This is a genomic window from Fulvivirga sediminis (genome assembly GCF_016757215.1).
Classification (GTDB): Bacteria; Bacteroidota; Bacteroidia; order Cytophagales; family Cyclobacteriaceae; genus Fulvivirga; species Fulvivirga sediminis.
This window is the reverse complement of sequence record NZ_JAESIY010000002.1, coordinates 523365-544822: the sequence shown is the minus strand read 5'-3', so window position 1 is coordinate 544822 and position 21458 is coordinate 523365. Positions and strand designations below refer to the sequence as shown.

The 21458-nt window shown below is 37.5% G+C and carries 16 protein-coding genes; 9 read left to right on the top strand and 7 right to left on the bottom strand.

Features of this window, described 5'->3' with window-relative positions; all coding sequences use genetic code 11:
• Nucleotides 1-4 precede the first annotated feature (4 nt).
• The 7 genes from JL102_RS05630 (at nucleotide 5) to JL102_RS05600 (ending at nucleotide 11149) form a co-directional block, all read left to right on the top strand.
• On the top strand, nucleotides 5-1360 hold the full coding sequence (locus JL102_RS05630; protein WP_202243261.1) for a hypothetical protein: 1356 nt from the start codon (nucleotides 5-7) through the stop codon (nucleotides 1358-1360).
• 247 nt (nucleotides 1361-1607) lie between these two features.
• Nucleotides 1608-4028, top strand: a complete 2421-nt coding sequence (galB, locus tag JL102_RS05625; RefSeq protein WP_317191619.1) for a beta-galactosidase GalB — start codon at nucleotides 1608-1610, stop codon at nucleotides 4026-4028.
• 239 nt (nucleotides 4029-4267) lie between these two features.
• A complete protein-coding gene (locus JL102_RS05620; protein ID WP_202243260.1) occupies nucleotides 4268-6685 on the top strand; it encodes a glycosyl hydrolase family 95 catalytic domain-containing protein in 2418 nt (805 codons plus the stop codon).
• Nucleotides 6686-6827: 142 nt separating this feature from the next.
• Nucleotides 6828-7607, top strand: a complete 780-nt coding sequence (locus JL102_RS05615) for a zinc finger Ran-binding domain-containing protein (protein ID WP_202243259.1) — start codon at nucleotides 6828-6830, stop codon at nucleotides 7605-7607.
• A gap of 1 nt (nucleotide 7608) precedes the next feature.
• Entirely contained in the window at nucleotides 7609-8709 is a 1101-nt protein-coding gene (locus JL102_RS05610; protein WP_202243258.1) for an SPFH domain-containing protein, read from the top strand.
• A gap of 185 nt (nucleotides 8710-8894) precedes the next feature.
• Complete coding sequence (locus tag JL102_RS05605) at nucleotides 8895-10109, top strand: glycoside hydrolase family 27 protein (protein ID WP_202243257.1); 1215 nt, start codon at nucleotides 8895-8897, stop codon at nucleotides 10107-10109.
• Nucleotides 10110-10198: 89 nt separating this feature from the next.
• On the top strand, nucleotides 10199-11149 hold the full coding sequence (locus JL102_RS05600) for a M28 family metallopeptidase (RefSeq protein ID WP_202243256.1): 951 nt from the start codon (nucleotides 10199-10201) through the stop codon (nucleotides 11147-11149).
• A gap of 34 nt (nucleotides 11150-11183) precedes the next feature.
• On the opposite strand, the gene JL102_RS05595 is transcribed toward JL102_RS05600, so the two are convergent.
• Nucleotides 11184-11669, bottom strand: a complete 486-nt coding sequence (locus JL102_RS05595) for a nucleoside 2-deoxyribosyltransferase (RefSeq protein WP_202243255.1) — start codon at nucleotides 11667-11669, stop codon at nucleotides 11184-11186.
• Nucleotides 11670-11976: 307 nt separating this feature from the next.
• On the opposite strand from JL102_RS05595, the gene ygiD reads away from it, so the two are divergent.
• Together ygiD and JL102_RS05585 are read left to right on the top strand one after the other, a co-directional pair.
• A complete protein-coding gene (gene ygiD / locus JL102_RS05590; RefSeq protein ID WP_202243338.1) occupies nucleotides 11977-12807 on the top strand; it encodes a 4,5-DOPA-extradiol-dioxygenase in 831 nt (276 codons plus the stop codon).
• Between the two features lie 173 nt (nucleotides 12808-12980).
• Entirely contained in the window at nucleotides 12981-15170 is a 2190-nt protein-coding gene (locus tag JL102_RS05585; protein WP_202243254.1) for a glycoside hydrolase family 3 C-terminal domain-containing protein, read from the top strand.
• A gap of 84 nt (nucleotides 15171-15254) precedes the next feature.
• Here JL102_RS05585 and JL102_RS05580 read toward each other — a convergent pair whose 3' ends face one another.
• From JL102_RS05580 to JL102_RS05555, 6 genes are all read right to left on the bottom strand, one after another.
• Nucleotides 15255-15710, bottom strand: a complete 456-nt coding sequence (locus tag JL102_RS05580; RefSeq protein WP_202243253.1) for a hypothetical protein — start codon at nucleotides 15708-15710, stop codon at nucleotides 15255-15257.
• Nucleotides 15711-15772: 62 nt separating this feature from the next.
• A complete protein-coding gene (locus JL102_RS05575) occupies nucleotides 15773-16819 on the bottom strand; it encodes a hypothetical protein (RefSeq protein ID WP_202243252.1) in 1047 nt (348 codons plus the stop codon).
• A 423-nt stretch (nucleotides 16820-17242) separates the two neighbouring features.
• Complete coding sequence (locus tag JL102_RS05570) at nucleotides 17243-17542, bottom strand: rhodanese-like domain-containing protein (protein WP_202243251.1); 300 nt, start codon at nucleotides 17540-17542, stop codon at nucleotides 17243-17245.
• On the bottom strand, nucleotides 17539-19485 hold the full coding sequence (locus JL102_RS05565) for a T9SS type A sorting domain-containing protein (protein WP_202243250.1): 1947 nt from the start codon (nucleotides 19483-19485) through the stop codon (nucleotides 17539-17541). The genes JL102_RS05570 and JL102_RS05565 overlap by 4 nt, the downstream gene beginning before the upstream one ends.
• Nucleotides 19486-19512: 27 nt before the next feature.
• The gene (locus JL102_RS05560) at nucleotides 19513-20280 is read right to left on the bottom strand and encodes a PASTA domain-containing protein (RefSeq protein WP_202243249.1); all 768 of its coding nucleotides are present in this window, start codon (nucleotides 20278-20280) and stop codon (nucleotides 19513-19515) included.
• A 76-nt stretch (nucleotides 20281-20356) separates the two neighbouring features.
• Complete coding sequence (locus JL102_RS05555) at nucleotides 20357-21430, bottom strand: D-alanine--D-alanine ligase family protein (protein WP_202243248.1); 1074 nt, start codon at nucleotides 21428-21430, stop codon at nucleotides 20357-20359.
• Nucleotides 21431-21458: the final 28 nt, after the last annotated feature.

Here is a 21458-nt window from a genome sequence, read left to right as displayed (position 1 = left end):
TGACATGAAAAATTTCAAAATATTTATCTTTTGCCTGGTACTATTTCCGGCATTGATAATAGCTTGCCAGGACGATTCGAATGACTTGGGCAATACTATAGATAAGAGCACTCTTAAATATGAAATAACTCCGCAACCAGGCAACAATAACATGGTGATACTAAAAAGTTTCACTCCAGATGTTATTCCTTTCTGGAGTACGCCTAATGGAGTCTCACGTGCACTTGTTGACACTGTTTTACTGCCCTTTTCAGGAACTTATAAATTTTGTTATGCAGCTCAGGGGCAAGGAGGTTTAACAGTAGGAGATACTGTTGTCGTAAATGTAGCAACCGACAACCTTGCTTATGTCAGTGGGCCTTTATGGGAGGCCTTAACTGGAGGTGCAGGTAACTCTAAAACATGGATTTTAGATAATGGTAAGTATGGTTTGGGAGTTGGGCCTATATCTTATGCGGATCCTGGAAGAGAACAAGTGTGGGGGAATTATAAGACTAATTGGGATCGTGAGTCTGTTGAAGGACAAACTGAAGAAGATTTGCAGGCTGAAATGACATTCGCTTTAATAGGAGGTGCACAGTTTACTACAGTAAAACCTAATGAACCTGGTGGCAATGAATCAGGAGTGTTTACCTTCAATCCTGATAATCACACTTTGTCAACTAGTGGAGCAACTATTGTGCGGGTAGCCTCTTTTATAGATAATGCATCTAACTGGACGAATGATCTTAATATTTTAGAGCTTACGGAGAATCAGTTGCGTATTGCTGTTTTAAGAACTAACTCTGAAGGTCCTTGGTGGTATATAATGAACTATGTATCTAAAGAGTACGCAGAAAATTATGTGCCAGAGCCTACAGGGCCAGATAAAGGCTTTGATCCGAAATTAAAATCTGGTGAATTATTATCAATGCTTACAGGTGGAGAGGCATCAGGCCGAGTATGGAGACTGGATGGAAAAGGTAATCCTGTAGATTGGATCGTTGGAGGAAACGGATGGACATCAAAGGCATCAGATTCCTATGATTGGGGGTGGAATGATAATTGGGCCGCTGCTGCTGCTAATTCATGGATAAGGTTTGAGCAATATGACGGAAATCAGACCTATACCTTAAGCCAGAAAGGTGTTATTACCACAAGCAGCTTCACTATTGATGAAACTAACAATGAAATTACCCTTGGAGGAGCTAACACTCTTATTCAGGATGGAGGTAATGGTAGTAGTATAAATCCAACCACTAATGTGATTAAAGTAGTGAAAGCATTCCCCGACTCTTATACAGAGGATGGAATATGGTTTGGTACAAAATATAAGAGTGAGAAAGACGAATGGGTAGCTTTCCACTATGTGTTAGAGTAATGATTTCTTATGCGTAAATATCATTTGCCTACCGTGAATCGCTTTAAGGAGTGATTATTTAAAATGATGGAATCAGAAAAACTACAATGTACCAAGCGAAATAATGGGTATGTGGTAGTTGTTGAAGCCGTCATTTCAGCAGCAAACTGATTAAAGATTATAGTTTAATCATATAAGGGTTGAATGTCCGGGTTAATGTTATCCGGGCATTCATATTTTTTTAATCTGATCACTAAAAAGTAATAAAGTGGCTCATTCGTATCACAAACTAATTTTTGTAAGCTTACTTCTGATAGCATTTAGTTGCAAGCGAGAAAGTAATTCTAATCGGTCAGTCATTGACTTTGATCAAAACTGGCGATTTTCTTTGGCAGACAGCACGCTAGATGCCAGCAAACCGAACTTTACAGATTCTACCTGGCGCCAGTTAGACCTTCCTCACGATTGGAGCATAGAAGGAAAGTTTGATAAGGAAAATCCTGCCGGAGTAGGTGGAGGAGCACTTCCAGGAGGCATCGGCTGGTATAGAAAGACTTTTCAGTTAGATAAGACCGATTCTGCTAAGCTTGTGTTTATTGATTTCGATGGAATATACTCTAATGGTGAGGTATGGATCAATGGTGAATATTTAGGAAAAAGGCCGAATGGCTATATCTCATACAGGTATGAGCTTACACCACATCTGCATTATGGAGATCAGGAAAACGTAGTTGCTGTAAAGGTAAATAATGATCAGCAACCGAATAGTAGATGGTACTCAGGGTCTGGTATTTATAGAAATGTATGGTTAGTTAAAACAAACAAAACCTTTGTAGATCAATGGGGTACGCAGGTGACCACTCCTCAGGTGTCTTCAGACTCAGCATTAGTAGTCCTTAATATCAGTATTCAAAATAGATCTGCTTCACAAAAAGTAACTATTGCTAATAAGGTAGTTTCTGAAGATGGTCAAACCATAGCTTCGGGATCATTAGAAAAAGAATTAAAAGCTGGTGACAATCAGCTTAGTACTGAAATTTCAGTAAAACAACCTCATTTATGGTCTGTAGATGATCCATTTATGTATAAAGTAGTCACTACTATAGAGCATGAAGGTAAAGTCATAGACGAATATTCAACTCCACTAGGTATCAGATATTTTAATTTTGATGCGAAAAAAGGATTTACGCTCAATGGTGAGCCTCTTAAAATAAGAGGGGTTTGTAACCATCATGATCTGGGCGCTCTCGGAGCTGCTGTGAATGTAAGAGCGATGGAGAGACAGCTGGAAATCATGAAGGGAATGGGAGTTAATGGAATTCGTACTGCGCATAACCCGCCAGCACCAGAGTTACTGCAGCTATGTGATAGCATGGGCTTTATAGTAATGGATGAAGCCTTTGATATGTGGGCTAAGAAAAAATCAGAATATGACTATGCTTCTGTTTGGGATGAGTGGCATAAGCAAGACCTTGAAGATTTAATAAAACGGGATAGAAACCATCCCAGTATATTTATTTGGAGTATTGGTAATGAAATATTAGAGCAGTTTGACAGCACAGGAACAACCATAGCCAAAGAGCTGGCCGATATAGTTAAATCTTTAGACGAAACGCGCCCTATTACCTCAGCGCTTAATGATCCACAGCCTAAAAATAATATTTACCTTTCAGGAGCATTAGATCTTGTGGGCTTCAATTATCATCATCAGGATTATGAGCCTTTCCCAGAGAACTTCCCGGGAGAGAAGTTTATAGCTACTGAAACTACTTCAGCTCTAGCTACCAGAGGTCATTATGATATGCCTTCAGATAGTATTAGAAGATGGCCGATTCGTTGGGATTTGGAGTTTACGGAAGGTAATGCTGATAATACCGTTTCTGCTTATGATAATGTAAGTGCACCTTGGGGTTCTACTCATGAAGAAACACTAAAAATCATTGAAAAGCATGATTACCTGTCCGGTATGTACATATGGACTGGCTTTGATTACATAGGAGAGCCTACTCCGTATACCTGGCCCTCTCGTAGCTCTTATTTTGGAGTGGTAGATCTGGCCGGTTTCCCTAAGGACACATATTATCTGTACAAAAGTGAGTGGACTGAAGATTCTGTTTTGCATGTATTTCCTCACTGGAATTGGGAAGAAGGTAAAACCATAGATGTATGGTCTTATTATAATCATGCTGATGAAGCCGAGTTATTTTTAAACGGTGAGAGTAAAGGAGTAAGGAAAAAACAAGGAGATGATATGCACGTGATGTGGAGGCTAAACTATGAGCCTGGTGTAGTAAAAGTAGTGACCAGAAAAGACGGTGAGGTGGTAATGACCAAGGAAGTAAATACTGCCGGTAAACCAGCAAGAGTAAAGTTAGAAGTAGATAGAGCAGATATTAAGGCTGATGGTAAGGATCTAGCTTTTGTAACCGTAAGTATTTTAGACAAAGAAGGAAATGTAGTGCCCGATGCTGATAATCAGGTGAAGTTTTCATTGGAGGGAAAAGGAAAGATAGTAGGTGTTGATAATGGAGATCCTACCAGTATGGAGTCATTTAAGTCAGAGCAAAGAAAGGCTTTTCATGGATTGGCCTTGGCCATAATACAATCTACTTCGGAGGCCGGAAGTGTTAATATAACAGCCTCGGTGGAGGGCTTGGAAAGTGCTAGCCTTAACATAACTACTAAATAAAACAGGAAAGCTCTCTCAGCAATGGGAGAGCTTATTTTTAATGTAACAGGTGTCATTAGCTTGATGAACACCTTTGGAGTTACAACTCATGGGGATAGGACTGAAGCAAAACCTCTCAGCTCAGAAATTAATTAATCTTCCAAGGATTAATACCCACCAAAAAATCAGTAAGACGGATCGGTTAAGATGAAAAGAGAAATCAGTTTTATCTCCTCAATGTAAATTGAATTTTGACAATAATGAGACGAATATTAGTTGGGATTGTAATAGCAGTGAGCGTTGCAATAGTTTCAGCAGCGAGGGCACAACAAGATGTTTTTCAACCTCCAGAGCGAGGTTTTACTAGTTGGCTGCCAGCTCCTAGTTGGGAGCATGGCTTGCTAACAGGTAATGGAACTATGGGAGCTTTGGTATTTGGCAATCCTCATGAAGAAACCATTATTTTAAGTCATGGACAGCTTTTTTTGCCAAAAGAAAAATCTAAAGAGCTCTTTGATCAATCTTCCCGAATGGAAGAAATAAAGCAGCTGATCAAAGCAGGTAATTATGAAGAAGCGGCCCAAATTCCTGTTGATATCAGAAAAGCAGAGGGGTATGCTGATGAAAGAGATCCCTTTATTCCTGCTTTTGATCTTAAAATCACTCAAGAAGCGGCTAATATTAGTAAATATCAGAGGTCTACTGATTTTGTGACAGGTGAGGCTAAAACCACATGGATTGATGATTTAGGTACATTTGATCGCAGAGTTTTTGTCTCCAGAGCGGATAGTGTCATCGTACTTTCCATTACTTCTGATCATCCGATAAACTGTACAATAGGCTTTAAAAACAGGCCAGTAAATTGGGATCAATGGGCCTTTGTAGGGGAACATATTGATGCCATGAGCGCCCGTGCTAGCGAAAAATGGCTTACATATAAAAGTAATTTTAAAAAGGAATATAAAGGCAGTATTAAGTCATATGAAGGGGTAGGTAAGCTTATCTTGAAAGGAGGATCAAGTGAAGTGCGCGGTAATGATTTAGTAATAAAAGAGGCAGAAGAAGTGCTTTTACTCATAAAGATTGACCTTAATTATAGTAAACAGCAAGGCATTACAGCGGCACTAAAAAATGCGATCAATAACTTAAAACCAGAATATCAATATTTGCTGGATAGACATACCTCTATCCAGGGAAATATATTTTCTAGAACGAAACTAGATCTACACAGCAGTAAAGAGACCAAAAGTCTGCACACAGAGGAGTTGCTTTTAAATGCAGCACAAAGTGGAGTTTCACCGGCCTTGATAGAAAAGGTTTTTGATGCTGGGAGATACAATATTATTAGTAGTACGGGGGCTAATCCTCCTAATCTACAAGGCCTATGGTCGGGCACCTGGACGGCGCCTTGGGCAGCAGACTATACTCATGATGGCAACTTACCTTCTGCCATGGCTTCTTTGATGTCCGGAAATATGCCAGAGCTGATGTCTGTCTATGTTAATTATATGGAAAGGTATACACCAGACTTTGAGCATAATGCCGAGAGACTTTTTGATGCCAGGGGAGTTGTGCTTCCTGCTCATACCTCCACTTCGGGGTGGCCTACTGACTTTAGTGAAACTTGGTGCCTCACGCTGTGGACAGGTGGTGCTGGCTGGGCTGCTGATATAATGTATAATTATTATTTATATACTGGAGATGAAACCTACTTAAAAGAACACGCTTACCCATGGATGAAGAAAGTGGCTTGGTTTTACGAAGATTTTTTAACTGAGAAGAAGGATGGGAAGTATTTATTTAATCCATCATATTCACCCGAAAATAATCCTGCAAACCACAGTTCGCAAGCAGCCATTAATGCCACCATGGATGTGATGATTGCAAAGCAACTATTACGAAATGCAATAACAGCAGGGCGAGTATTAGGAGAGGATAAAAAGCAGCTTAAAAAGTGGGAAACTATGCTAAAAAGTATGCCTAACTACACAGTCAATGAAGAGGGCGTACTGGCAGAGTGGCTATCACCTGAACTAGAAGATAACTACAGGCACAGGCATGTTTCTCAGCTCTATTCTTTGTATAACTACATGGATCCTGATATTTTGAATAAACCTATTCTAAAAGAAGGAGCAGAGAAATTAATAGAGAAAAAACTTGAGTTTAGAGAAGAGGAAGGAGGAGGAGAAATGGCCTTTGGATTGGTGCAGCTAGGCCTTAGTGCAGCTCACTTAAAAGATGCAGAAAAGGCCTATGATGCTGTAAAATGGCTTTCTTCTAAATATTGGTCATCAGGAATGGGCTCCTTCCATAATGTAGGAAACCTCTTAAATACAGATATAAGTGGGGGCCTGCCAGCGGTGATCATTGAAATGCTCGTGTATGCTGAGCAAGGAAATATTTCCCTGCTTCCTGCTTTGCCAGCAGAGTGGACCGATGGGGAGCTGTCTGGAGTACTGTTAAGAGGGCAGGTGGAGTTGAGAGAAATGAGCTGGAATAAGAAAAAAATTATTGTTGAACTTTTCTCTGAAGTGGAGCAGAAGGTGACTTTAGATTTTCCTGGTGAAATAGCGTCTGTGCAGGAGGCCGGAAACAAGGGAAAAAGGATTAAGCCAGAGCAAATACAATTAAACTTACCTAAAAAGAAAGTAGTGAAGATTGAAGTGTCACTTAATTGAAATAGGATTATTTTAAAGCTCTTGAGTATTAATATTTTTTTATAATATATAATCTGAACATTTTTTTATAATATAATATTTCTTATTGAAGGTTACTTTGGACTTGATTGTTGGGATAAAGCAAAAAATAATTTCAATAATAATGACAAAGCTGAAAATTTTAGCCCTGTTTGTAAGTATAAGTGTTATCATGGGGGCATGTGGTTCTTCTGTAGAGAAAGAAACTAGTGAATGGAATAAGAATAAGGCAAGAGTAGAGTCCTTGTCAAAAGAGTATCCGATACTTAAAGATGCGTTAGCTCAAGATCTAGCTAGAGCACAGGAGGCATTTGATAAAGCCTCAGAAATAGCTGATGAGAAAGAAAAAATAAAGGCAATGCAAGAGGCTAACTCTTTGATAGAGGAGAAGGATAGGTCTCAAGGAACTTTTGAGGTAAAGTTTAGACTTATTTATCCTATTCATAAAGTATTAAACTTTAAAAAAGCAGTAAAACAAACCGAGAGCTCTTTTACTGATTTAGAAACAATAGAGGATTCATATTTCACAGAGAAAACGGTTTATTTCTTAAAAGGAGCAGAAGAGAAAATACAAAAGGCAAAAGCTTTTTCATCAGAAGGTTATACTTCTGATACAGAATTCTTAAAAGCTATGGAAGCTTTAACGGATGAGTTAAAGGAAACTAATAACAAACTTATTAGCTATCATGAAGAGTATGAAGGAAAGAAAAAGGCAGACCGAATGGCAGCAAAAGAGAAAATGGACTCTGTGAAAGCTCAAAGTGAGCCTGCTCATGTTCATGCTTCTGATGATCATAGCTCATCTAAAGAAATAGCAAAAATCAAATGTTCTAAATGTGGTACCATGCATGATGCTTCAGCTACTAAGTGTTCTAGCTGTGGTGCTATTTTAAAGAGTAAGTGATATGGGATGGTTTGATAGTTTGAAAAATGAGTTAATAGATATTATTGAATGGCTGGATGACTCTAATGATACCCTGGTACATAGGTTTGAGAGACATGACAATGAGATCAAAAATGGAGCTCAATTAATTGTTAGAGAAAGTCAAGCGGCTGTATTTGTCGATCAAGGTGAATATGCGGATGTATTTACTCCTGGCCGTCACGAACTAAGTACAAGTAACCTCCCAATTCTAAGTACTTTAAAAGGATGGAAGTATGGTTTCGATAGTCCTTTTAAATCAGAAGTATACTTTGTTAGTACTAAACGCATGATCGACTTGGGTTGGGGTACACCTAACCCAGTCATGATGAGGGATCAAGACTTTGGAGTAGTAAGAGCGCGTGCATTTGGTAACTTTTCCATTAGAATAGTTGAACCTAAGAAATTCTTAAGTGAAGTCGCAGGAACTAATTCAGGGTATAAGACTGAGGATATTCAGGATTTTTTAAGAAGCATAATTGTGTCAGGATTTTCAGATGCATTGGCTGAAGCTAAAATTCCCGTGTTAGACGTTGCTGCTAAGTATGACGAGTTGTCTGCAGTCTGTAATGAGAAATTGAAAGCAAAATTTAATGAGTTCGGTTTAGACTTACTTGATTTTGTAATAGAGAATATCTCATTGCCAGAAGAAGTAGAGAGAATGATTGATAAGAGAACCAGTATGGGAGCTGTAGGGGAAAATAATTTTAACAGTTTTCAAATGGGAAAATCATTAGAGGATGCGGCTAATAACCCGGGTGCGGGAGTTTCTGATGCTGTAGGCATGGGTTTAGGTTTTGGTATGGCCAATAATTTAATGAATAATCAGCAATATCAAAATTCATCAAATGGAGGGTCTACACCACCGCCATTCAATGAAAAGAAGTATTTTGTGATATTAAACGGAAGTCAAAACGGACCTTATCCTGTATCTCAGATAAAGGAATATATCAAGCAAGGAAATGTGAATAGAGATACGATGGTATGGGCTGAGGGTATGGCTAATTGGGATCAGGCTGGAAAGATAGGAGAGTTCTCTTCTGACTTTGGAGCGATGCCACCACCACCTCCGCCAATGTCTTAATAGATCATTTAAATTAATTACTTGAAGAAGAGGTTGCATCGAAATTAGTTTGATCAGCCTCTTTTTTTATGTCTTTAGCAGTCTCGAAACAAATGACTCCCTCGTTTGTGCATTTTACCTCGCATCGATCCTTTCTATAAAGGATAATTTAGTAAGTAATACTAAAAATATGAACCCTGAGTAAAATGAATAAAATATTTCTTATGGTTGCTGTTATGTTTTTTGCAGTCGTTTCTATAGCTCAAGCTCAGAAGTTTGAAGGGCTAGCAGAAACCCCTCCTATGGGGTGGAATAGCTGGAATAAATTTGCATGTGATGTCAATGAAAACTTAATAAAAGAAACAGCCGATGCCATGGTATCTACCGGAATGAAAGATGATGGCTATACCTATATTGTTATCGATGATTGCTGGCATGGTGAGCGTGATAGTCTCGGTTTTATACATGCCAATAAAGAACGATTTCCTTCTGGTATGAAAGCCTTGGTGGATTATGTCCATTCTAAAGGCTTAAAATTTGGTATTTATTCGGATGCAGGCTGGCAAACCTGTGGAGGTAAGCCTGGCAGTAGAGGAAGAGAATATCAGGATGCTCAAACTTATGCCAGCTGGGGAGTAGATTACCTTAAATATGACTGGTGTAATACAGAAGATCTTTCTGCTAAAGGAGCCTACTTAACCATGAGGGATGCTTTGTTCGAGGCAGGCAGACCTATTGTATTCAGTATGTGTGAATGGGGTACTTATAATCCTTGGGAGTGGGGTGAACCTATCGCACATTTATGGAGAACCACAGGAGATATTTATAGCTGCTTTGATTGTGAGTATGATCATGGAGATTGGTCTTCGTGGGGAGTTTTGCAAATACTGGATATGCAGGAAGGGCTAAGGAAATATGCAGGCCCCGGTCATTGGAATGATCCCGATATGATGGAAGTAGGTAATGGTATGTCAACAAATGAAGATCAGGCTCACTTTTCTATGTGGGCGATGCTAGCGGCTCCACTAATAGCAGGCAATGACTTAAGAAATATGAGTGACGAAACGAAAAGTATTCTCACCAATAGAGATGTTATCGCCGTTAATCAAGACCCTTTAGGAATTCAAGGATTTAAATATCAGATGAAAGATAGTGTTTCAGTTTGGTTCAAGCCATTGAAGGATAATCAATGGGCAGTTTGCTTTTTAAATAGAAGCAGAGAGGAAAAAAAGGCGGAATTTGATTGGGAACATGAAAAGGTAATAGATGAAATTAATCATTTATCGCCAGGATTTTCTAAAAATGAATATAGCTTGATAAACCTTTGGAATAAAAAAGACAAAACTTCTACAAAGAACAAATTAAAAGCTAACCTAAAGGGGCATAGCGTATTAATGTATAGATTAGAAAAGAAGAGGTAATCTAACCAAGGTGATTTTTCCATTCAAAAGAATTTCATTTTGATTCATAAGTTCATGATTATTATCTTGTGCGATTATTAAAATTTAAAATGAAAGGAAAAGCATTATTTACACTTGTATTCCTAGTTCTGGGATGTAAACCTGCAACGAGAATTACTGTAGAGACTTTAAAGGAAAATCAACCTCTGATAGAAACTGAAGCATTAATAAAAGAGTTGGCTTCCGATGCGTTTAATGGTAGGAAATCAGGTCATCCTGATTTTGAATTAGCCATGAACTATACAGAGGCTTACTTTAAGAAAGAAGGAGTTAAGCCATATTTTGCCGATAGCTATAGAGATACTTTTCTCATAAAAGGTAAGTCTACAGCTAATATTGTAGCTTTTATTGGAGATAAGACTAAGGATAAAAAGTATGTGCTTATTGGCGCTCATTTGGATCACTTAGGTCCTTCCCCTAGTCGCACAGATACGGTCTATAATGGAGCTAATGATAATGCTAGTGGAGTTACCGCAGTGTTGCAAATGTCTAAAGAGTTAAATAAATATAAGTTCGATTATAATATTATTATTGCTTTATTTGGTGCTGAAGAGGCAGGGTTGGCAGGCTCTAAACATTTAGCCAAAAGGCTGAAACAAGAGAGGATTGATTTGGCTTATATGCTCAATTTTGAAATGCTGGGTAAAACCCTGACTTCAGGAACAGATGAGGTTTACATGACTGGTTTTAATAAATCCGACTGTGCTGCTAAAATGAATGAAATCGCTGGTAAAGAATTTGTGAAATTTCTGCCGGTGGCTTCTACCTATGGCTTATTCAGAAGATCAGATAATTATGCCTTTTACAAAGAATTCAATATTCCTAGTCATACCTTTTCAACGTTTGACTTTGAAAATTACAAGTATTACCATGAAGAAGGAGATGAGGTAAGCGAATTGGATTTAGAAAATATGAATACTATAATTCACAGCGCTACTTACGTTATCATTAAAATGCTTCAAAGTAAAATAGAACCTACTTTAGCTGTTTCTCAGAAATAAAATAACCCCAGGCAATGAAAATGCCTGGGTATTTTTACATGAATATCTCTTTTAAAAGAGGCTTTAAATCTGCTAATTGAGTAATTACCTTACCTCCACGAAACTCTATGAAGTACTGTACCTGTAAGTTAACGGTAGAGCCTTCATTGTCAGCGGATAACCTGAAATCCCCTCTGTATCCGATAATTGGCTTCTCTAATGCAGCCGCAAAGCCAATCTCTGCCGCGGTGCCACTATCTACATCTACTCCATCAAGAATAGCCACTACACCGCTGCATTCACGTATAGCCTCAGCATTATTGGCGCCTATTACTTTATTAAGTTCAGCCCATTTTTGCTTTTTCTCAGGTCCATAAGGCATATCCATAACGGGTTGCATCAGCTCACGAGAGGTCAGTTTCCATGGATCAAGAATTTCATATCCCTGCTCTTCTATGGTTGGGATAATATTGCCATACATAAAAGCTCTTCCCGCTTCAGAAAAGCCTAAAGGGGAGGCAACGTATATTTTTTTTGACATAGTCTATATCAATATTACTTAATTTTAGTTCAAAGGTATATAAAATCACAGATACCTTAATTCTTCAGAAGTACGTATAAAGGAGTGATTATTGTCAGTTTTTACCACAAAGAAGTAAAGTGCATCTTAGAAAAGACATATGATATCTGGAGAATACTGAATGTCTATTGATTTTAATTGAGGTGTTTTTGGCAATAACTAACCATAACTTTGTGTATATATGTAGCGCTTGTATAGTTAATGGTTAAACCAGCTTTCAATGCATAGGAAAGAATTTTTAAGGAATATTATAACAGGAATAGCGGGAATGACAACTTTATCAGCTTTCAATAAGTTTACCTCAGGCTTAGCAGAACAAGATTTTATAATGCCTGTATTGTTCATAGGTCATGGTTCACCTATGAATGGAATAGAAGATAATGAATTTTCTAGGAGATGGACAGCTATGGCTAATGAAGTTCCGGAGCCGAAAGCGGTGTTAGTGGTATCTGCCCATTGGTATACAAAAGGAACCAAAATTACCGCAATGGATTTCCCTCCAACCATACACGATTTTGGAGGATTTCCTAAAGAACTTTTTCAGGTGCAGTATCCTGCTCCTGGTCATCCCCAACTCGCGAATGAAACAGTTGATTTGTTAAAATCTACTCAGGTAGAGCTCGATCATGACTGGGGCTTAGACCATGGAACCTGGACAGTGGTAAGACACATGTATCCAGATGCTAAAATACCAGTATTGCAGCTCAGTATTGATTATAGTAAAGGAGCTCAGTATCATTATGAATTGGCTAAGGAGCTTTATGCTTTAAGAAAAAAGGGAGTACTCATTATCGGTAGTGGCAATATGGTTCATAACCTGAGAATGGTGGCCTGGGATAAAATTAATGATACTTACGGATATGACTGGGCACTGGAGTTAAATGACACCTTTAAATCACTCATTACTTCAGGAGACCATAAGCCTTTGATAAAATATCAATCCTTAGGTAGAGCTGCAAGTTTGGCCATTCCTACCCCAGATCACTATTTACCACTGATCTACACCCTAGGTCTCAAAACAGATAAGGATAAGATCGCATTTTTTAATGACAGAGCAGTTGCTGGCTCCCTCACAATGACTTCCGTTAAGGTTGGCTAATTCCGATGTAATGTTTCTATATTGATGTTTTAGGTGAAATTATTATAACACAAAAATACATCAAATGGCTTATTTAACATTTCATCTCCCTTTTTGCAACATATAAACTCCTTCTCTAGTTATATTTTCTGCATTTTTGAGAACTATATTAACTGTTAACAAATTTATAACTCATGAATATTTTTACACGATTTTCAAGGGCGGTTTTGCTATTATGCATGGCGGCCTGTACTACTATTGAAACTACGGAAGTAGCCGAAAGTGAGGATATCAAAAATCCTTTGATGCGGCATGAAAAAGAGATAGACGATCTTATTAGCAAAATGACGTTAAAGGAGAAAGTGGGTATGATTCATGCCAGTTCTTCATTTACTTCCGGAGGAGTAGAGCGGTTAGGGATCCCCGAACTTACTATGTCTGACGGCCCTCATGGAGTAAGGCCAGAGCATGGTCGAGACTGGGCTTTGGATAATGAAGGGACTGATTCTGCCACCTATCTTCCTGCAAGTATTACCTTAGCATCTACCTGGAACCCTGAATTAGGCTATGCTTATGGTGAAGTGCTGGGGGCCGAGGCTAACAAAAGGGGTAAAGATGTTATTCTAGGACCAGGTATAAATATTATGAGAACGCCACTGAATGGCCGTAATTTTGAATATCAAAGTGAAGATCCTTATCTGGTTTCTAAAATGGCGGTAGGCTATATCAGAGGGGTGCAAGATCAAGGAGTGGCAGCTTCTTTGAAACATTATGTTGCGAATAATCAGGAAATAAAAAGATCATCTATAAATGTGGAGATGAGCGAGAGGGCTCTTAGAGAGATCTATTTACCAGGGTTTGAAGCAGCTGTGAAACAGGGCAATGTTTACACTGTGATGGGGTCTTATAATAAGTTTAGAGGTCAGTTTGTAACCCATAATGAATATCTTATAAATGATGTGTTAAAAGATGAGTGGGGCTTTAAAGGTTTGGTAATGAGTGACTGGGGGGCTGTTCATGATACAAAGCAAGCATTGGAAAATGGTACTGATCTGGAAATGGGTACTGATCTTAGTCAAATGCCTAATATTGATTACTCTAAATTCTTCATGGCAGATACTGTTATTGCTTTAGTAGAAAATAAAAGTATAGATGAAGCATTAATTGATGATAAAGTGCGTCGTATCCTTCGGGTTATGTATGCTACTCACATGTTTAATAAAAGACCGGAGGGCAGCTTCAATACCTCTGCTCATCAGGAAACAGCTGAAAAAGTGGCTGAAGAAGGAATTGTATTATTAAAAAATGATGGATTCTTGCCTTTAAGTAAAGAGGTGAAGAAGATTGCTGTAATAGGTGCTAATGCTGATTATGATATGGCTATGGGAGGAGGTAGCAGCCAAGTAAGAGCCAAACATGAAGTTACAGCATTAAAGGGTATTAAGGCGCTTGTAGGAGCTGATATAGAGATTACTTATGCTCCAGGCTTCGAGATTTCTAAAGAAGAAAAAGTAAATGAGGCATTAGTGGCTGAGGCCGTAAAAGCAGCAGAAGAGGCCGATTATGTGATATATGTAGGTGGCTGGAATCATGGATTTGGAGTAGAGTGGAACGATGGTAAGTATGACATGGAAAGTGTAGATAAACCAAGTTTGAAAATGCCTGTTCAGCAAGATGAGTTGATAATGAAAATAACTAAAGCCAACCCTAAAACTGTGGTAGTTTTAATGGGGGGAGGAGCTATGGAGGTAAGTCAATGGTTAGCCAATGTACCTGCAGTATTGTTTGCTGGGTATCCCGGGATGGAAGGAGGAACGGCTCTAGCTAAAATATTATTTGGAGATGCTAACCCTTCTGGAAAACTCACTTTTACGTTTCCTAAATCTTTAGAAGATTCACCAGCTCATGCTTTGGGTGAATATCCAGGTGACGCTGATACCTTAAATGTTCATTATAACGAAGGAGTTTTTGTGGGGTACAGATATAATGATACTTATAAAGTAGTACCACAATTTGCCTTTGGTCATGGCTTGTCTTACACTACTTTTGAGGTTAGCGACTTGAAACTATCTAAGACGGGTAACACGGTTATGGCAAATGTTAAAGTGACTAATACTGGGGATAAAGAGGGAGCCGAAGTAGTACAGGTGTATGTACATGATGTAGAGTCATCTGTAAAAAGACCAGTTAAAGAGTTAAAGGCTTTTGAGAAAGTATTCTTAAAATCAGGAGAGAGTAAGAATATTACTTTTGAGTTGAATGAAGATGCCTTTAAATATTATGATGAAGCCAAACATGGATGGATTTTAGAAGCAGGAAATTTTGAAATATGGGTAGGTAGAGCTTCTGATGATATTCTGCTTAAGGATACTATTACTCTGTGAAAAACTAGTATTCCTTAAAATTAGGATTAAACAAAAGAGAGGTCACTACTAATGATAGAGTGACCTCTTTATTTTTACAAGATATTATAAATTAGTAATTGTATAAGTATCGCCTTCTTTTTTAATCTTAAGGTAATCTACTATAGTACCTTTATCAGAAGATAAAAAGTAACTGCTATAACTAATGCTTTCGTTGGCATCAATTCCATTCGCGAAAATCGTATAATCAACCCTGTCCACTGAGTTTTGTAGTTTTACTTTTATGGTATAGTCACCATCTTTGAAGTGACTCTGAATAGATACAGTTTCGAAGCTAGAATAATAGACAGAAGGATCTATTTGATTTTCACCTTGATAGAGATATAGATCTAAATTAGCATCCTCTATTGCTTTTTGAGATGATCCGCCAGTTTCCCATTCGAGATCAATATCCAAACCTTGAGAATTTTTGATAACATTATCAGGTAATTTTTCTTCTGATTCTCCGCACGAAAAAAATAAAAAGGTGGTTGCAATTGCTAGTAATGAAAAATACTTCATGATTTTAATTTGTAATGAGTTTTAAAAATAAAAGCAGATCTAGGTGATTTAAGTTATTCAGATTAAATTGATGCAGGAATTCTTCCTTCATTAGCTTCAAATCTTTGCTTTCTGCCAATTAAGAAGTTCTCTGCATAGTTGTCGATAGCTCTTTTGTTGATTCTTTCTTCTGCTATTTGTTTTATTTCTTCAGCTTTCTCAAACTCTGACATCATGGTATAGGCCAGAAACATATTGTTGTAGATAGCCTCAGTTACTTTTTTGTTGATTCTTGACTTCTTATCTTCTAAGTCACTTTCATTAAGTGCTGTTTGCCACATGGAGATAGCCTCTAACATAGCTGAATTAAAATCTGCACTGAATACAATGTCATTTTCTGAAATTTTGTCTAGAGCCACTTTAGCTTTTTCCCATGCCTCATCAAGGTCAGCGTATTCGAATTTTTTAAACTTTTTTACCGTCAAAAACTCAGTGTACAACGGTTCTTTATGATAGCTGAAGTTTGTGGAAATTGTACTCTGCAACTCTGAGATATATTGTCCAAGCATTTTTTTTCTAAGTTCAGCCTGTACACTGTTATAACTTTCACTCCACCATGAGTTTAATGCTGAAGAAGATTGAAATTCTCTACTTCTATATTGTGACGGGCTGTTTGAATTGGCTACAAATTGCGCAAAATATGGATCTACTTCATCAGGTAAAGTTATTTCTACATATACAGGGAATTTATATTCAAAGGTAAGGTAGTAATAGGTCACAGAGATTTCTTTGTCATCTCTCTTTTCTTTTCGAGTAACTGACTCATACTTAGTATCACCTTTGTAGTATGATTCTAATTTGGCTAACACCTTTAACCCTTCATCATTAGTCTTTTCTAAATGGCTTATTTCTGAAGCACTTTTGAGTCGATTAGTGATTTCAGTTCTACTTTCACTAGATGGAATAGCGCCAAGACTTGTTCTTACATGATATTTGGTAATTCCTTCAGGTAATGGTTTTGAAGGTAGCTGTGTGTATAAGATTTTAGTCTTTTGCTTGTCAATATTTTGTGCTTGTGCATGGTAACTAAAAATAAAAAGACACGTAATAGTAAAAAATACCGATCTCATAGATTAATACCGTTTAATGTAATAAATGTTTAAGAGTTCAAAAGCTTAATCAACACCCGTTAATAATGTGACTAAACTTTTGTTTAATTGGATGAATTGAGACTATGTAACAGGGTGATAAATTTTCTTGCCGAGGTATGGTGTAATATAAAAGGTGATTAATTAATGAATTCGATGTTAAAATTCTAATCATTAATTATCTTATTTAGGTGAAATCACCTAATAAACTTAAAAAAAAAGCCCTATTTTTAAGTTGAAGTTCCTAAAAAGGTTGAAAAATATAATCTTTGAATGGATGTAAGTATTTGGTTGTTTTGTTAAAAAAATACTTTTAAAAGTTAATTCAATTTTGAGGTGTCTGATTCGGCATTAGAGGAGGTTAGTGGAACCGTCCTCTAAGTTTATTTGGGAAATATTGCCTAGTTATGAGTTAAGTAAAATAGCCTTGAGTCCTCCTTTAATGCTACTTACTTTTGTATAGCCTTGTTGAGTGAGGTATTTAGCAGCTTGTCTGCTTCTACGGCCTGATTCGCAGTGAATAATAATTTCGTGATCCTTGTTACTGGGGAGTTTATTTAAGTATTGAGGCAGTTCGCCTAGCGGATAATTCGTTACTCCAATATTGTTCTCATCGTATTCCCAGCATTCTCTTACATCAATTATCAGAATACTGCTGTCATTTTTTACTCTCTCTTTATATTCCGTTACCTCTATTTCTTTCATTGAGCTTGTTTGAAAATTTTTATGGATCGTGTGTTGTTTTGCGAATGGATCTGTAATATATAAATGCCTGCAGGCAATTGGTTTATGTTTAGAAGATGCTTTTCATTTGAAATATCTTCGATTAAAAAATCTTTCCTTACTCCTCTGATGTCTGTTAGGTTGATATCCTGATAATTTCCTTCAAGAATATATTCCCCATTAGATGGGTTAGGGTAAACTTTAATGTTTTTAATATCTGGCTTTTCTATACCTGTTGTAGTGCCTTTAAACTCACCGAAAACAGGTCTAATCATTAAGCTGCCGGATACCAGACTGTTTTGTAGCCAAGTGCCATCCAGATTATAATATATTTTATCTCCGGTGTCAGTATTTCTATCCAGCCCTACACCTAGTTTTCCATTAGAGTTTTGTAAATAGCCTACATAGAAGGTGCCGCTGATATTTATTTTTGTCCCAAGGCTGTATCTGGTAAATTTATTTCTTCCCGTATTACTAATTGATTGCGAGGTTTTTACCCTCAGGGTTCCCGGCTTGCCATTATTGTCATCCCATACGCATAAAAATATGTTTCTGCCAATAGGTGAAGTACCCAAATAGGGAAAGTACATATCTATGTGAGTGATACTGTCACTGACCGATTCTGGCATTGTGAATTTATATGCAAGAAAGTCTCCTGAAAAGTTGAGGCCAGCTCCCGCTTCAGCTTGTCCATCATCGTACGCATAGTAATCTTTTAGAGCCAGCCTAACATGAGTAGTATCATTATGTCTGAAATCTATCGGGGAAAAAACTTCAGGAACATAGTCACCCACCACATCCTCACCAGATGTTAAATTATCGGATGCATTAATTACTAGCTCTAGATCCATGAAAACGGAGTCTGAAGCGGTATCTATATCGCCTTCGTTTAATTGAAGCTCACTTACTGGAGCTGTAATAGATACAGTTTCTTGTGGGTATAATATACTGTTGGTTATGTCGCTGCTATTGTCAAACTTAGTAATACTGCTCAATGAGTCTTTGTAACTAACTACATCTAGGTAAAGCTCGTAAACGTATGGCTGCCTTCTCGGCAGGTTATCTACATCTATGTCTTCAGGGTTATCCAGGTTATAGAGCGAAAAACTAATATCTGAGAAATATTCGTTAGAAAAATGGTTTATGGGCACTGCCTGATAATCTCCCATGAGTGAGTATGGTTGTGAACTAATGGATCGATCTGGGTAGCTGGTGTCTTCGGCATTTAGGCTTCGGCCCTTATTCATATATACATAATCAATGTTCCATATATCGAAGATGCCTGATTGACGACCATTAGCAATGAATTGAAACTGAAACTGATCATAAAAATAATCTTCGTCATCTACTTTTAATACTACCTGATGGAATGATAAACTGTCTCTAGTCAATTCTTCTCCTGCTGGCCATATTGTATTCCATATACCATTAACATCTTTAAACAATAGACTAATGTCATCATTTTCTTCAGGAGCTTCTCCATAGCCGGCATATTGATAGTAGAAACTAAGGTAAACATTATCTGATACAGTGAGCCCACTTAAATCTATTGGTTTGCTTGCTAGGGTATCAGTAATGCCAAAGCTATTAGTGTTAGTTGAATACGGAGCTCCAGAACCACTTAGTCCATCAAAAGTGGCCACACCAATGCTCGGAGGGTTAACGCCCATGCCATTATTTACAAATACGCCGTTAGTGTACCATAAGCTATCAGAGGGGGTATTGTCAGAAAAAGAAAAATCATCCCAGAAGGGAAGGTTAAGAGGGGTATCTTCCTGCTGCCTTGCTGTTGAATGGCTTTTTTTATTAACGGCGGGTTTAGAAACTTCAGGTAAAGGAAAATAAGATATTTGTGCGTGTACTGCCTGATAACATAAGGTTACTAATGATATTAGACATATGACTTTACCTGAAATCTTAAACATAGTTTATGGGTTAGTTTCTGTCATTTATTATTCAACAGTTGTTTCTGCAGGTGATATCCAAATGTCTATTTCGTCTCCTACATTTACTTGTGAGCCGGCAAAAGGCTCTTGTTTTGTGACTATGGCCTTCATTCCTGTAGTGTCTCCTTCAAGAGCTATTAAGCCAATTTTCAAGTTAGATCCCAAAATAACAAATGTTGCATCTTCTAGTTCACTTCCTACTATATTAGGGGCTTTAAACATAGAAGTTCCTGAGCCGTTGCCTACAATCAGGTCTATAACTGATCCTTTGGGTATTCTATCTTCTTTTTCAATTTTCTCACCATTCATCTGCATGTCCAGAACTAGGTTGTGAAACTGGCTCGGCTGGTATATTATTTCGCCTCTTTTTAATTCATTACTTTTCAGTACGGCCTCTGCATTGAGCAGTGATCTGTCTACCAAATCAGGTACAGGCACAGTAGGAGGGCTCACTCTATTTATAGAGATGAATATTTTCCTGTTTTCTTTTACCTTACTGCCTGGCTTAGGATATTGCTTTACAATGGTCAGGGGCGGATAATCTTCTGAAAAGGTTGAGTCGTTTACCTCATACCTCAAATTTCTTTTAGTCAAAAAATCATCTATTTCATCCATACTTATACCATCCAGATTAGGTACAGTTATCGATTCTCCCTGATTAGTATAACTAGGCAGATACATATAAAAGAAGGCCAGAGTACCGCCAAGAAGCAGGATGGCTACAATTACAAGATGAATTAAAAAATCCTTTAATGATTTTTGTTGTACTTTCATTCTACATTTATGAATAAACTAAACGTTCAAACTTAATCAATTCTTATAAAGAGATAAAATTAAATTTTATTGATAGTTATGGGTTATAATTATTACTTAGTCTTTGTGATGATTCATATTTTTCTAACGCAAGCTCTATAAGCTTAGTAAGCAGCGGTGTAAACTCTAAGCCACGTTCTTTCCACATCATCGGAAACATGCTGGAGTTAGTGAAGCCTGGTATGGTATTAATCTCATTGATTATGATTTCTCCATTTTTCTTTAGAAAAAGATCTACTCTTGCAAAGTCTTCGCAGGCTAAGGCTTTATAGCTTTGGATTGATAGCTTTTGAATATTCGCAGCAATTTCTTCACTTACTTGCGCTGGGATCTGAAGCTTGGCTGCTTCTGGATCGAGATATTTAGCATCATAAGTGTAAAATTCATAGTCACTGCTTACCACTATTTCTCCAGGAAAAGTAGCTTGGGGATCATCATTACCCATTACGGCACACTCCAATTCTCTGCCTTCTACAAATTCTTCAAAAATCACGGTTTTGTCAAATTTGAAAATATCTTCTAAAGCATGCTTAAATTTCTCTTCGCTAGTTACTTTATGAACTCCTACTGAAGATCCCAAGTTGGCTGCTTTCGCCATGAAAGGAGATTGTAGTCTATCTGTTATTTCTCTATATGAGATCAGATGTTTTTCGTTATAACTATAAGATATGTAATTACTTACGGGGATATTGGCAGCCTCTAAAAGTCTTTTTGAATATAATTTATTCATTGAGACGGATGATCCTAATACGCCAGTACCTACAAAGGGTAGGTTTACGGCTTCAAGCATACCTTGAATACTTCCATCTTCTCCGTCAGTACCATGCAATACAGGAAAAACAATATCTGGTAAGATACTTTTACCACCATTAATATGATAGAATCCTTTTCTTGTGGGGTCTAGTATGAGAAGGAGCTGGTCAGATTCATGATAGTCTCCGTTGATCTGATCGGTTAAATACCATTTACCATCTGTAGAAATGTAAATGAATATGGTCTCAAAAGCCGATTTATCAAGAAATTCGGCTACATTTTTAGCAGAGTTGATAGATATTTTATGTTCAACGGATTTACCTCCAAATATGACGGCAACAGACTTTTTAGTATTCATAAATTTAGAATTGGCATCAAAGGCCAAA

Coding starts and splice junctions, on each gene's coding strand:
- JL102_RS05555 (WP_202243248.1), bottom strand. CDS start 21,430: ATGAATACTAAAAAGTCTGTTGCCGTCATATTTGGAGGTAAATCCGTT.
- JL102_RS05570 (WP_202243251.1), bottom strand. CDS start 17,542: ATGAAAGAAATAGAGGTAACGGAATATAAAGAGAGAGTAAAAAATGAC.
- JL102_RS05580 (WP_202243253.1), bottom strand. CDS start 15,710: ATGAAGTATTTTTCATTACTAGCAATTGCAACCACCTTTTTATTTTTT.
- JL102_RS05560 (WP_202243249.1), bottom strand. CDS start 20,280: ATGAAAGTACAACAAAAATCATTAAAGGATTTTTTAATTCATCTTGTA.
- JL102_RS05595 (WP_202243255.1), bottom strand. CDS start 11,669: ATGTCAAAAAAAATATACGTTGCCTCCCCTTTAGGCTTTTCTGAAGCG.
- JL102_RS05605 (WP_202243257.1), top strand. CDS start 8,895: ATGAATAAAATATTTCTTATGGTTGCTGTTATGTTTTTTGCAGTCGTT.
- JL102_RS05600 (WP_202243256.1), top strand. CDS start 10,199: ATGAAAGGAAAAGCATTATTTACACTTGTATTCCTAGTTCTGGGATGT.
- JL102_RS05585 (WP_202243254.1), top strand. CDS start 12,981: ATGAATATTTTTACACGATTTTCAAGGGCGGTTTTGCTATTATGCATG.
- JL102_RS05630 (WP_202243261.1), top strand. CDS start 5: ATGAAAAATTTCAAAATATTTATCTTTTGCCTGGTACTATTTCCGGCA.
- JL102_RS05615 (WP_202243259.1), top strand. CDS start 6,828: ATGACAAAGCTGAAAATTTTAGCCCTGTTTGTAAGTATAAGTGTTATC.
- JL102_RS05575 (WP_202243252.1), bottom strand. CDS start 16,819: ATGAGATCGGTATTTTTTACTATTACGTGTCTTTTTATTTTTAGTTAC.
- JL102_RS05620 (WP_202243260.1), top strand. CDS start 4,268: ATGAGACGAATATTAGTTGGGATTGTAATAGCAGTGAGCGTTGCAATA.
- JL102_RS05610 (WP_202243258.1), top strand. CDS start 7,609: ATGGGATGGTTTGATAGTTTGAAAAATGAGTTAATAGATATTATTGAA.
- JL102_RS05565 (WP_202243250.1), bottom strand. CDS start 19,485: ATGTTTAAGATTTCAGGTAAAGTCATATGTCTAATATCATTAGTAACC.
- ygiD (WP_202243338.1), top strand. CDS start 11,977: ATGACAACTTTATCAGCTTTCAATAAGTTTACCTCAGGCTTAGCAGAA.